The following is an 11,515-nucleotide window of genomic DNA, read 5'->3' as shown; positions in this document are numbered from 1 at the left end:
GCCGCGTCAGTCCTCGGAGGCGCGGGCCGCCTCGTCCTCGCGCCAGCCGGCCTCCTTCTGCACGTACTCGTTGTCGGCGAACTCCGCGAAGTCGCTCTCGTCGGTGATCCGGCGCACTTCGAGGCGGTTGCCGGGCACCAGGGGGCAGCGCAGCGCCCACTCGCGGGCCTGCTCCTTGGAGTCGACCCCGATGATCCAGAAGCCGTTGAAGAGCGACTCGGTCGGGCCGTAGGCGCCGTCGACGACGGTCGGCGGCTCGGAGGAGAAGTCGACCACGAAGCCGGAGGAGGCGACGTCGTCGGCCAGGCCGTCGCCCGAGAGCAGCACGCCCGCCTCGATCATCGCCTCGTTGTACTGCCCCATCCGGGTGATGATCTCGTCGAACGGGATCGAGGCGTAGGCCTCCTTCGCCGCATCGGTCGCGCGCATGATCAGCATGTACTTCATCGGGTCTCCCTGGGGTCGGTGCGCGGGGGCGCAGGGCCTACTCTGGCCCATCCGGGGTGCCGGCGGAACGGTGGGTCCCGAGCGTCTGCGCCACGGGGGCGAGCGCGGAGCGACGGACCTTGCCCGCGTCGCTCCGAACGGGCTCGTGCACGATCCGGAGGGCCCGGAGGCGCCGCTCAGCGCCCAGCTCGGCGTTCGCCCGAGCGAGCAGACCGGCCGGGTCCACGCCCGCGTCGCCCACGTCGACGACCGCCTCCACCGCCTGCCCCAGCTCCGTGTCCGGCACGCCGAAGGCGACCGCCCCGCGGACTCCGGGCAGGGCCTCCAGCACCCGCTCGACCTCGGCCGGCCAGACGCTCACTCCGCCCCGGAGGATCAGATCGTCGGCGCGGTCGACCACCCAGAGCCACCCGTCCCCGTCGACGCGGCCGACGTCGCCGAGGGTGTCCCAGCCCTCCTCCGTCCGCCGCGAGCCCGCGCCGAGGTAGCGGTAGGCGGGGGCCTCGCCGCGGTGCAGCCAGATGCGGCCGAGCTCGCCGGTCGGAGCCTCCGTGCCGTCCTCCCGCAGGATGCGCAGGGTCGTCCCGCTGATCGGCCGTCCGACACTGCCCGGGTGCTCCAGCCACTCCCGGCCCGTGATCATCGTCAGTCCGTTCGACTCGCTGCCCGCATAGACCTCGACCACCCGCTCCGGGCCGAGCCAGCCGATCAGCGCCCGCTTGTCGGCGGGCGCGCAGGGCGCTCCGAGGTGCAGCACCGTCGCGAGCGAGGACACGTCCGCCCCCGACCGCTCGGGCGCAACCAGCAGGCGGCGGATCGTGGTCGGGACGAGCAGGGTCCAGGTGACGCGGTGCTCCTCGATCGCCGCGAGGACCCGGGCGGCGTCGAACCGCGGCAGCAGCACCAGGCGCTGCCCGGTCATCAGCCCGCGGAAGGCGTAGGTGAAGGTCGCCGAGTGCATCAGCGGGCCGCTCACCAGCTGCACGCCCTCGCGCGGCAGGAACGGCGCGACCGGCGCGTCCGGATCCAGCAGCGCCGGGCCCGCGGCCAGCACCACCTTCGGCCGCCCCGTGCTGCCGGAGGAGGTGGGCGCCTTCCAGGACGAGGCCCACCGGTCCTCGAGCGAGCCGGCCGGCACCTCCGGCCCGGGCCGCCAGTCGCCCGCGCGCCACGGGACAGCGGAGGAGGAGGGCGCGCCGATGACGAGCGCCGGCCGCGCGATCCGCTCCACCTCGGCGCGCTCCGCCGCCGACAGCCCGGTCGAGACCGGCTGCGGCACGGCGCCCGCCTTCCAGACCGCCGCGCAGACGACGAGCGCGTCCAGCGAGTTCGAGAGCGAGACGGTGACGAGGTCGTCGGTCCGGACGCCGAGATCGCGGTAGGCGCGGGCGAGGCGGGTGCTCTCGCGGTCGAGCTCCCCCGCCGTCAGCGCGCCCTCGTCGGCCACGGCGACGATCCGGTCGGGATCGGCGTCGGCGAGACCGGTGACGATGCGCGAGATCGACCGGCGGGTCACCGGCGGCGCCCGATCGTGTCCAGGCGGCAGGACGGAGTCATCCGGGCACGCCTGCTCGCGCGGGTCCCGGCCCGTCCGGAAGAGTTCCTCCTGAGCTCTGAACCGAGCCGTCGAGCACCCGCTCGTAGAACCGCAGATGCGCGGCCGCGACGTCGTCCCAGGAGTGCGAGGCGGCCAGGGCCCGGCCGTCCGGCGAGGGCAGCGTCAGGGCCTCCTCCAGCGCGTCGGCGAAGGAGGCGGGGTCCCGCCCGTAGCGGACCGCGTCCCCGAACACCTCGTGGATCACCGGCAGCTCCCGCGCCACGACCGGCACCCCCGCGGCGAGCGCCTCCATCGCCGCCAGCCCGAACCCCTCCTTCACCGAGACGAAGCCCAGCGCGGAGGCGCCGGCGACGAGCGGAGCGAGCCTCTCCTCCGGAACGGTGCCGAGGATCACCGGAGCGATCCCGAGCTCGGCCGCCCTCCGGTCGAAGGCGGCCCGGTACTCGCGGTAGTCGAACAGGGTCTCGCCGCCGCCGAACACCAGCGCGACGTCGTGGCCGCGCTCGCGCAGCAGAGCCCACGCCTCGAGCAGCTCGATGCTGCCCTTCCGCGGCTCGATGCCGCCGAGGGCGAGGAGGTACGGGCCGAGCTCGGCCCGCCACCCCCCGGTCAGCGGATCGTCGACGGCGGCCGCGAACCGCGCCGCGTCGACACCGTTCGGGATCACGTCGGGCAGCAGCCCCCAGCCGGCGCGCACCTCCTCGGCGACCGCAGCGGACACGCACAGCCGGGTCAGGGGGAGCCGGACGGCGCGGTCGTGGCAGGCGCGCAGCTCCGGGGTGGTGAAGTCGTCCAGGTGGTGGATCGTGCGGATCGGCGCGAGTCCGGCGGCGAGCGCCGCGTTGGCCGAGATGCAGTCCTGCGCGTGGACGACCGGGGCGTCCTCGCCCCGCAGGGCCTCGGCCATCGCGGCGATGGACCGGACGATGCGGGCGCCGACCGGCTCGCCCTCGCGGTGCGGAAAGGGCACCACCCGCACGGTCACGCACGGATCGACGGGGCGGAAGAAGGAGTCGTCGCCGCCCCGGGCGAGCGTGCGCACCGTGACGTCGTGTCCGGCGCGCGCGAGCGCCTCGGCGAGGGCGAGGGTGTGCACCACCCCGCCGCGCGGCCGGGTGGAGTAGGTCAGCAGGCAGATCCGCATCTCAGCTCCGGTAGGCGTGCTCCGCGCGGTCGCGGAGGTGGTGCATCGTGCGGCGGGCGCGGGCGACGGAGCCGGCGACGTCAGCGGAGGCGAGCGCGAGCCCGCCCTTCGCCCAGGTCTTCGCGATGATCTCTCCCGCCGGATCCACGACCTTCGCCTGCCCGAGGAACCGCAGGCCGCCGAGCACGCCGGTCTGGTTCGAGGAGACGAGGTAGACCTGGTTCTCGGCGGCGCGGGCGCAGTCGTAGAGATCGAACAGGTGGGCCTGGCGGTCGTTGCGGATCCGATCGGAGCGGTCGGTCACGCTCGCGGGCCACGCGCTGAGGCAGGCCAGCACCTCCGCGCCGTCGAGGGCCAGCGAGCGCGAGGACTCCGGGAAGGTCTTGTCGAAGTCGATCAGCATCCCCATCCTCCCGATCGGCGAGTCGAAGGCGGCGAAGCCGCGACCCGGCAGGTACGCCTCGGACTCGCCCAGCGGCAGGTGGACCTTGCGGTGCGTGCCGATCACGCGCCCGCCGTGCACGCAGACCGCGGTGTCGTAGCGGACCTCGCGACCGCCCTCGAGCGCGCGCTCCGCGATCCCGAAGCACACGGTGAGATCGCCCGCCAGCTCGGCCACGCGGGCGACCTCCGGCCCATCGAGCTCGAGGCTCGGCGGCAGGTCCGGCCCGGGGTGCTGGAGGTCGAGCAGGTAGCCGCCGAGGGTCGCGTCCGGGAGCACGAGCAGGTCGACCGAGCGCTCGCGGGCGTGAGCGATGATGCCGGCGAGCTTGGCGAGGGTGCGGTCGATGTCGCGACCGAAGTGCGCTGCGACCGCACCCATCACCGTCTCCGTCATGCGAGGAGGCTATCCGGCGAGATCCGGCTCGCGCTCCCGAGCGAAGCGCCCCGCCTCGCGCACTCGCCGGACCTCCTCCGCCAGGTGCCCCGCATCGCGGGCGATCGCCTCGAAGCGGCCGGACCCCCAGGTGTGCAGCCACGGCAGCCCGAGGAACGACAGGCCCGGCACGCTCGTCACTCCGCGCTGGTGGGTGGGATGGCCGGCGCCGTCGAACACGCCGATCTCGACCCAGCGATAGTCGGAGCGGAACCCGACCGCCCAGACGACGCTGCCGATGCGCGCGAGGTCGAGCCCGGTCGCCTCGGACTCCGGCCGCCAGACCGGACGGCAGCGGTCCTCCTCGGGAGCGTCGATGCCGTGCGCCGCGATGTAGCGGTCGATGTCGTCCTTGATCGACTCCGCGACCGAGTCCGCGTAGTCGAGCGACGCCTCCGCCGTGGGGGCGAAGCGCAGCCGGGACCCCTCCACCCCGGCCAGTCGGCCGTAGAGGTGCATCCCGTCGCGGGCGAAGGCGCGCAGGTCGATGTCCCGCCCGCCCCCGCGCCCCGTCACGTAGTGGTTGGTCGACTCCCGCTTGGTGAGCCCGCCGACCTGCGCGTGGACGGGCACGTCGTACACGCCCATGTCCTGGAGCCAGGCGACGCAGTCGCGGCCCCGGTAGAAGCGCGCCACCCGCGGCGCGCTGCCGAGGGCGAGGTGGACCTCGCGCCCGGCGAGGAAGAGGTCCTCGGCGATCTGCGCGCCCGACTGCCCGGAGCCGACGACGAGCACGCCGCCGGGCGGGAGCGCCTCCGGCGAGCGGTAGTCGGCGGAGTGGAGCTGCAGCACGTCCGACGGCAGCCGCGCGGCGACGGCGGGGAGGACCGGGCGGTGGTAGCCGCCGGTCGCCACGACGACCTGGTCGGCCGTGATCGCGCCCGCGCTCGTGATCAGCTCGAAACCTCCCCCGGCGCGCTCGCGGAGCCGGCTCACCTCCACGCCCTCGACCACGGGGGCGTCGAAGCTCTGCGCGTAGCGGCGCACCCACGCGTGCACCTCGTCGCGCGTCATGAATCCGTCCGGGTCCGGCCCGTCGTAGGGGTACCCGGGGAGGCGGCACTGCCAGTTCGGCGTGACGAGGGTGAAGGCGTCCCAGCGGCGGTCGATCCAGTCGTGGCCGATGGTCGCGCGCTCGAGCACGACGTGCTCGATGCCGCCGTCGACCAGGTGCCGGCTGATCGAGAGCCCGGCCTGCCCGCCTCCGACCACCGCGACCTCGACGTGGCGCCCGGGCTCGATAGCGGCGCTCACGGCCGCACCCGCTGCCCGGCCGGAGCGGGCGGCTCCATCGCGAGCACCCTGACCGTGCCGCCCTCGAAGCGCTGCGCCGTGCGGAGGATGTCGGACTCCTGCTGCATCGCGGAGGTGCAGGCGAACCCGAACCGCTCCCGCACCCGGTCCGACGCGATGCGCAGCGCCTCACTCGAACGGGCGACGAAGTCCTCGAGCGAGTAGGCGGTCCCGGTCCCGAGGAACTCGTGCACGACCAGGCTCGGCGAGTAGCAGCGCTCCTCCGAGCCGTCCGGCCAGCGGACGTGGAAGGTCATCTCAGGCATGGACGAGTCCTCCGTTCCAGACCCGGTCGATGTCGTAGGCGTCGGGCCGCCGGTCGCGCAGGTGGAACATCCCGCCGCGCATCGCCTCGAAGGCGCCGCGCACGTCGATGTCGGCGACGGCCATGCCTGCTCCGAGCAGCGTCGTCGCGAGCACGTTGCCGCCGGGATCGACGACCTTCGCGTTCCCGACGTAGCGGAGCGAGCCGAAGGTCCCCGACTGGTTCGAGGCGAGCCAGAACACCTGATTGTCGAGGGCGCGGGCGATGTCGAACTGATTGAACCGGTACGTCCAGCGGTCCTCCTGCAGGTTCTCGGCCGTCGCCGTCCGAGCGGCCGGCCATGCCGAGAGCGAGGCGATGATCTCGGCGCCGTCCAGCGCCATCGACCGCGCCGCCTCGGGGAACGCCTTGTCGTAGCAGATCTGCAGGCCCACCCGGCCGACCGGCGTCTCGAAGGTGCCGTAGCCCGGGCCCGGCGAGTACGAGAGGTGCTCGCCCAGCGGCTGGTGCACCTTCCGGTAGCTGCCGTAGACCTGCCCGCCGTCCAGGAGCGCGGCCGCGTTGTAGCGGGTCTCGCCGTCGTCGTCGAGCTCGCAGAAGCCGATCGCCACCACCAGGTCGCCGACGATCTCCTGCACCCGCCGCAGCTCCGGCCCGTCCAGGCGCACCGCCGGCGGGAGGGAGCGGCGGGTGGTGGCGACCGTGTCGCCGTGGTTGCCGAGCGAGGAGAGGTAGCCGCCGATCGCGGCCTCGGGGAGCACCAGGAAGCGCACTCCCCTCTCGCGGGCCTCCTCGGCCAGGGAGGCGATGAGCGCGTAGTTCTGATCCAGGTCGCGGGTGAAGTTCGCCGCGACCGATCCGACGAGGGTCATCGCGATCGCCTACAGGTTGTAGGTGGAGTTGATGATCGCGCCCTTGCGGGCGTAGTGGATGAGCGCGTCCTGCACGTCGAGCGGGTGGCAGGGGATGCAGCCCTCGATCAGGTCCTCCTCGCGGAGGCCGTGGAGCGCCATGCCGAACCGGCAGACGAAGACGCGGTTCCCCTCCTGGATGAAGGTCTCGATGGCGTTGTTGAGGTTCTGCTCGCCGGGGAATCCGGAGTCGCCGACCGTCGGGAAGCCGCGGGTGGCCATCGCGTTGATGGTGCCGGGCCCGTAGAAGTAGAGCGCGGACTCGTAGCCCTTCCGCGCCGCGCGGGTGGCCTGGAGCACTGCGACGAAGCTGACCGAGGACTCGTGGGCGATGCCGTGCACGAGGGTCAGGTACGACTCCCCGGGCTCGGCCTGGTAGTCGGGGAAGACCTTGGTGGAGCCGTAGAGGTTGCTGCCCTTCGGGAGCGCCGGGTGGGCGATCTCGGAGCGCGACATCTCGATGTTGGCGCTGACCTGGTCTTCGATCTCCTGGGAGACGGACATGGTTCCTCCTGGTGTCGGTCCGCCGAAGCGGCGTGCGAGTGCATGGCTCCGGCGGGATGCGCTGAGACGACGCGGGACGACGTCCGCCGGGGTGGAGCAGTGGTGCGGAGTGGAACGCGTCCAGTCAACGGCCGGGATGTTTCGGAGTGGTTTCCACCGGAAGAAGCTCCCGTGACGGCGGATCCGTAACGAGACCGCGTTCCTCCCGTCACGAGGGCGAAACACGAGGCGCCTTGACTGGGGGGTGAGACGACCGCACCGACATCCCGGCCGCCGCTGTGCGCGGCCCGTCCGGCCCGCTCCGCGGTGCCACGAAGGAGTCCTCGTGACCGATCTCCGCAGTCCCTCCCCCGCGTCCTCGCCGCCGGCAACCGGTGCGGCGCACCCGGCCGCCGGCCCGCACCCGGTCGGCGGGGCGCACTCCCCGGGCGGGGCGCACTCGACCGGGATCCGCCGCACCGGCCCCTCCGCCCTCCGCACCCGCGTCGACATCGCCCTGCAGGGCATCCGCGTCGAGGCACCGGTGCACCGCGAGGCCGGCGCCGGCCCGAGCGACGACGGGCACGTGATGCTCGGCGGCCTGGGCGCCGCGATCCCGGTGAACCCCGACAGCCCCTACGTGGTGAGCGGGAACCGCCTCCTGCTCGAGGGCGCCGACATCGGCCTGGACGTGACTCCCGTCCGCCGCCCGCGCTTCTACGATCTCGACACCGCCGACGGCGTCTCCTACGAGAAGATCGCCCGGCTGCACGGCCGTGACATCCTCGCGACCACCGTCGTCCAGACCTGCATGCGCTATGACGAGGCGGAGCGCTGCCGCTTCTGCGCGATCGAGGCCTCGCTCGAAGCCGGTGCGACCATCGCGGTCAAGACCCCGGCCCAGCTCGCCGAGGTCGCGGAGGCGGCGGTCCGCCTCGACGGCGTGCGCCAGATGGTGATGACCACCGGCACCTCCAAGGGCCGCGACCGCGGAGCGGCCCACCTCGCGCGCTGCGTCCGCGCGGTGCTCGCGGCGGTCCCCGGGCTGCCGATCCAGGTGCAGTGCGAGCCGCCCTCCGACGTCTCGGCGCTGCAGGCGCTGAAGGACGCGGGCGCCGTCTCGATCGGCATCCACGTGGAGTCGATGGACGACGCGGTGCGGCAGCGCTGGACCCCGGGCAAGGCGCGGGTCAGCCTGGACGAGTACCGCTGGGCGTGGCGCGAGGCAGTGCGGATCTTCGGCCGCAACCAGGTCTCGACCTACCTCCTGGTGGGCCTCGGCGAGGACCCGGACGAGCTGGTCACGAGCGCCCGCGAGCTGATCGGGATGGGGGTCTACCCCTTCGTGGTGCCCTTTCGTCCGCTGCGCGGGACCCTGGCGACCGAGGTCGACCACGTGCTCCCGCCGGCCGGGTCACTGCTGGAGCGGGTCAGCGCCGAGGTCGCCGCGCTCCTGATCGAGGCCGGGATGCTGAGCAGCGGGCAGAGTGCGGGCTGCGCGGCGTGCGGGGCCTGCGGCGTCCTGAAGACGGCCGGCGCCTGATGGTGGAGCTCTCGATCCTCGAGGGTGTTCGGGTCGCGCCTGCGTTCACGGTGGTGCGGGCGGAGGAGCGCGAGCTCGCCGCGCACCGGGCCCTGCGGCGCGAGGTCTTCGTCGCCGAGCAGGGGCTGTTCGCGGGCGACGACCACGACGACGCCGACGACGATCCGCGCTCGGTGGTGCTCGTCGCGGTGGCTCCGGACGGCGCGGTGCTCGGCGGGGTCCGGATCGCGCCTGTCGGCGGCGGACGCGATCTGGGCTGGTGGACCGGCAGCCGCCTGGTGGTGGCGCGCGAGGCGCGGGGCGGCTCCGGGATCGGTGCCGCCCTCGTGCGCGCGGCCTGCGCGGAGGCGGAGGCGCGCGGGGTGCTCCGCTTCGAGGCCTCGGTGCAGCTGCGCAACGAGGTGCTGTTCCGGCGGCTCGGCTGGCGGAGGATCGGCACGAGCACCGTCGCCCGAGTCGAGCACGCCCGGATGCGCTGGCCGGTCGACCGGCTCGACCGGGCGGCCACCGCGGCCAAGGCGGCCCTCGGCGCCCTTCTGGCTCCGCTGGCGGCCGAGGGGGGCCTCGGTGGGGCCGGCTTCGTCGGCGACGACGGAGCACCGGTCCCGGGCAGCGACCTGATCGCCGTCTGCGACGCGATCGTCCCGTCCATGGTGGAGCGCCACCCGGAGTGGGCGGGGTGGTGCTCGGTGCTGGTCAACGTCAACGACCTCACCGCGATGGGCGCGACCGGCATCGGGCTGATGGACGCGATCGGCGCTCGCGACGCGGCCGCCGCCGCGCGCATCGTGAGCGGTCTGCGGGCCGCCTCCGCCGCCTGGGGTGTCCCCGTGCTCGGCGGGCACACCCAGCTCGGAGTGCCGGCGGCCCTGAGCGTCACCGGTCTCGGCCGTACCGCGGCGCCGGTGCCGGGCGCGGCCGCTCCGGGCGACGAGCTCTCGCTGACGGCCGACCTCGGCGGCGGCTGGCGGCCCGGCTTCGCGGGCGCCCAGTGGGACTCGACGTCGTCCCGGCGCGCGGAGGAGCTCCGGGCGATGGCCGCCTCCGTCGGACTCGCGCGGCCGAGGGCGGCGAAGGACGTGAGCATGGCCGGGCTGGTGGGGACGGTCGGCATGCTCGCCGAGGCCAGCGGAGGAGGAGCGGTGATCGACCTCGCGGCGGTCCCCGTCCCCGAGGCGGCCGGCACCGCCGACTGGCTCGGCTGCTTCCCCGGCTTCGCGATGATCACCGCCGACCGGCGGGGGGAGTCGAGGATGGGCACACCCTGGACCGCGACGGCCGCGGTGGGGAGCGTCGTCACGGAGCCGGGCGTGCGGCTGCGCTGGCCGGACGGCGAGGAGACGACGGCGATCGCCGGTGCGGTGACGGGGCTCGGCGCAGCGGGCTGACGGGCCGGGCCGGAGGCGCATCGTCCTCGGCGCGGCCGTGAGACGCAACCCCGCGCAGATCCTCGCCGAGCGGCGGAGACTGGCGGCGGCCCGTTGCTCGACGGGCGCTCATCGACGGAAGGAACGACCCCATGGTGGATCTCGGAGGACTCGCGGACAAGGCGAAGAACGCCGTGAACAGCGACAAGGGCGAGGAGCTGACCGACAAGGGACTCGACAAGGCGGGCGACGCCGCCGACTCCGCGACCGGCGGGAAGTTCGCCGGCCAGGTCGACAAGGCCCAGGAGGCCGGCGACCAGCACGTCGGCAACGACTGACCGCCGGGCGGCCCTTCCGCGCTGTCGCGGAGGGCCGCCCGTCCATCAGTCCCGGTCGCCGAGCCCGCGCAGCAGCGCCCGCACCACGGCGACGGAGCGATCGGCCGCGTCGTCGACGTGCGCCTCGAACTCGCCGGGGGCGCAGAGGTCCGAGATCCCGCGGACCGAGACGAACGGCAGCCCGTGCACGTGCGCCGTCTGCGCGAGGGCGACGGATTCCATGTCGGTGGCGAGCGCGCCGGGGAAGTCGTTCCGCACGCGGTCCACGTGGGCGCTCGAGACGAAGACGTCGCTCGAGACGATCAGGCCGCGGCGCACCGGCGGCCCCTCCAGCAGCTCGAGCTCCGCGGCGAGCGCCGCGTCGTCCCCGGAGTAGCGGGCGGGCATCCCCGGGACCTGCCCGAGCGCGTAGCCGAACGCCCGCGCATCGGCGTCGGTCTGCACGTACTCGGCGCCGATCACGACCTCGCCCACGCGGACGTCGGCGCCCAGGCCGCCGGCGGTCCCCGCGCTCACCACGAGCGGCCGGGAGCCGCCCTCCTGCAGGATCGCTGCGGTGAGACCGCCGGCCGCGTTGACGAGGCCGATGCCGGTGCGGACGAGCAGCACCGCGCGGGAGTCGAGCTCGAGCTCCCACTGCAGCGCGTTGCCGACGGCGCGCGGCTCGGAGGCGCTGGACGCGGCGGCGAGGAACGGCGCGGCCTCCTCGTCCATCGCGACCAGGACGATCGCCGTGCTCACGCGGTGACCGTCTCCCACTCCGAGCGGTGCGCGAGGAACGTGCGCGCCGCCTCCTGCGCCCCCTCGAGGGAGTGGTTGGCGCCCCAGCCGCACTGGGTCTCGTTGGCGGCCGGGACCTCGTCGGCCTCGGTGATGTCCTGGAGCGTCGCCTCGACCAGGCCGAGCACCTCGGAGAGCTCGGGCTCGCCCGAGAGGAGCAGGTAGAAGCCGGTCTGGCAGCCCATCGGCGAGAAGTCGATCACGCGGTCGGAGTGGTTGCGGGACTTCTCGGCGAACAGGTGCTCGAGCGAGTGCACGGTGGGCATTTCGAGGTGCCCGCGGTTGGGCTGGGTGAAGCGCACGTCGTACTTGACGAGGTGGTCGCCTCCGGGCAGCGTCTTCGCGTCGGCGAGGCGCACGTACGGCGCTGCGACGGTGCGGTGGTCGAGGTTGAACGACTCGACGTTCATGCGCGGCTGATCCACGGTGGTCTCCTTCGCTGGGGGTCCCTCCATTGTCCTCCGCTCCGCGGAGCGGAGGCGGACCCCGGCGGATCCGGCTGCTTCTTC

General features: G+C 74.0%; 13 protein-coding genes. 3 read left to right on the top strand and 10 right to left on the bottom strand.

Annotated features, from left to right (window positions below; genetic code table 11):
• Positions 1-6: 6 nt before the first annotated feature.
• The 8 genes from C5C35_RS03830 to C5C35_RS03795 are packed head-to-tail and all read right to left on the bottom strand — an operon-like array spanning position 7 to position 6,999.
• The gene (locus C5C35_RS03830) at positions 7-447 is read right to left on the bottom strand and encodes a YciI family protein (RefSeq protein ID WP_104262593.1); all 441 of its coding nucleotides are present in this window, start codon (positions 445-447) and stop codon (positions 7-9) included.
• A gap of 37 nt (positions 448-484) precedes the next feature.
• Positions 485-1,963, bottom strand: a complete 1,479-nt coding sequence (locus tag C5C35_RS03825) for an AMP-binding protein (RefSeq protein ID WP_104262592.1) — start codon at positions 1,961-1,963, stop codon at positions 485-487.
• Between the two features lie 37 nt (positions 1,964-2,000).
• Positions 2,001-3,149 (bottom strand): MSMEG_0565 family glycosyltransferase, encoded by a 1,149-nt coding sequence (locus C5C35_RS03820; protein WP_104262591.1) that lies wholly within the window; start codon positions 3,147-3,149, stop codon positions 2,001-2,003.
• Between the two features lies 1 nt (position 3,150).
• Positions 3,151-3,987, bottom strand: a complete 837-nt coding sequence (locus C5C35_RS03815; RefSeq protein WP_104222633.1) for a carbon-nitrogen hydrolase family protein — start codon at positions 3,985-3,987, stop codon at positions 3,151-3,153.
• Positions 3,988-3,996: 9 nt separating this feature from the next.
• Positions 3,997-5,280: an MSMEG_0569 family flavin-dependent oxidoreductase gene (locus C5C35_RS03810; RefSeq protein ID WP_219814140.1), complete on the bottom strand. Its 1,284-nt coding sequence runs from the start codon at positions 5,278-5,280 to the stop codon at positions 3,997-3,999.
• Complete coding sequence (locus C5C35_RS03805) at positions 5,277-5,585, bottom strand: MSMEG_0570 family nitrogen starvation response protein (RefSeq protein ID WP_104222634.1); 309 nt, start codon at positions 5,583-5,585, stop codon at positions 5,277-5,279. Before C5C35_RS03805 ends, C5C35_RS03810 begins: the two co-directional genes overlap by 4 nt.
• On the bottom strand, positions 5,578-6,456 hold the full coding sequence (locus tag C5C35_RS03800; protein WP_104222635.1) for a carbon-nitrogen hydrolase family protein: 879 nt from the start codon (positions 6,454-6,456) through the stop codon (positions 5,578-5,580). Before C5C35_RS03800 ends, C5C35_RS03805 begins: the two co-directional genes overlap by 8 nt.
• Before the next feature lie 9 nt (positions 6,457-6,465).
• Positions 6,466-6,999 carry an MSMEG_0572/Sll0783 family nitrogen starvation response protein gene (locus tag C5C35_RS03795; RefSeq protein ID WP_104222636.1) on the bottom strand — a complete coding sequence of 178 codons (534 nt, stop codon included), beginning with the start codon at positions 6,997-6,999 and terminating at the stop codon, positions 6,466-6,468.
• Positions 7,000-7,324: 325 nt separating this feature from the next.
• On the opposite strand from C5C35_RS03795, the gene C5C35_RS03790 reads away from it, so the two are divergent.
• The 3 genes from C5C35_RS03790 to C5C35_RS03780 all read left to right on the top strand — a co-directional run bounded on the left by C5C35_RS03790 (position 7,325) and on the right by C5C35_RS03780 (position 10,226).
• Positions 7,325-8,521, top strand: a complete 1,197-nt coding sequence (locus C5C35_RS03790) for an MSMEG_0568 family radical SAM protein (RefSeq protein WP_258059779.1) — start codon at positions 7,325-7,327, stop codon at positions 8,519-8,521.
• Positions 8,521-9,909, top strand: a complete 1,389-nt coding sequence (locus C5C35_RS03785; RefSeq protein WP_104250269.1) for an MSMEG_0567/sll0787 family protein — start codon at positions 8,521-8,523, stop codon at positions 9,907-9,909. The genes C5C35_RS03790 and C5C35_RS03785 overlap by 1 nt, the downstream gene beginning before the upstream one ends.
• Positions 9,910-10,040: 131 nt before the next feature.
• On the top strand, positions 10,041-10,226 hold the full coding sequence (locus C5C35_RS03780; protein WP_104222638.1) for an antitoxin: 186 nt from the start codon (positions 10,041-10,043) through the stop codon (positions 10,224-10,226).
• A gap of 45 nt (positions 10,227-10,271) precedes the next feature.
• Here the strand turns inward: C5C35_RS03780 and mtnN are convergent, their stop codons facing one another.
• Positions 10,272-10,967 (bottom strand): 5'-methylthioadenosine/S-adenosylhomocysteine nucleosidase, encoded by a 696-nt coding sequence (gene mtnN, locus C5C35_RS03775; RefSeq protein ID WP_258063331.1) that lies wholly within the window; start codon positions 10,965-10,967, stop codon positions 10,272-10,274.
• The gene (locus tag C5C35_RS03770) at positions 10,964-11,461 is read right to left on the bottom strand and encodes an S-ribosylhomocysteine lyase (protein ID WP_308470742.1); all 498 of its coding nucleotides are present in this window, start codon (positions 11,459-11,461) and stop codon (positions 10,964-10,966) included. The genes mtnN and C5C35_RS03770 overlap by 4 nt, the downstream gene beginning before the upstream one ends.
• Positions 11,462-11,515: the final 54 nt, after the last annotated feature.

Source organism: Rathayibacter sp. AY1F8 (genome assembly GCF_002932165.1).
GTDB lineage: Bacteria > Actinomycetota > Actinomycetes > Actinomycetales > Microbacteriaceae > Rathayibacter.
Note: the sequence above shows the minus strand (reverse complement) of the source record. Positions and strands in the feature narration are given on the sequence as shown.

Bases quoted from the DNA above. Each gene is read 5' to 3' on its own strand.
- C5C35_RS03830 (WP_104262593.1), bottom strand. From the start codon at position 447: ATGAAGTACATGCTGATCATGCGCGCGACCGATGCGGCGAAGGAGGCC.
- C5C35_RS03820 (WP_104262591.1), bottom strand. From the start codon at position 3,149: ATGCGGATCTGCCTGCTGACCTACTCCACCCGGCCGCGCGGCGGGGTG.
- C5C35_RS03815 (WP_104222633.1), bottom strand. From the start codon at position 3,987: ATGACGGAGACGGTGATGGGTGCGGTCGCAGCGCACTTCGGTCGCGAC.
- C5C35_RS03805 (WP_104222634.1), bottom strand. From the start codon at position 5,585: ATGCCTGAGATGACCTTCCACGTCCGCTGGCCGGACGGCTCGGAGGAG.
- C5C35_RS03800 (WP_104222635.1), bottom strand. From the start codon at position 6,456: ATGACCCTCGTCGGATCGGTCGCGGCGAACTTCACCCGCGACCTGGAT.
- C5C35_RS03795 (WP_104222636.1), bottom strand. From the start codon at position 6,999: ATGTCCGTCTCCCAGGAGATCGAAGACCAGGTCAGCGCCAACATCGAG.
- C5C35_RS03785 (WP_104250269.1), top strand. From the start codon at position 8,521: ATGGTGGAGCTCTCGATCCTCGAGGGTGTTCGGGTCGCGCCTGCGTTC.
- C5C35_RS03780 (WP_104222638.1), top strand. From the start codon at position 10,041: ATGGTGGATCTCGGAGGACTCGCGGACAAGGCGAAGAACGCCGTGAAC.
- C5C35_RS03770 (WP_308470742.1), bottom strand. From the start codon at position 11,461: ATGGAGGGACCCCCAGCGAAGGAGACCACCGTGGATCAGCCGCGCATG.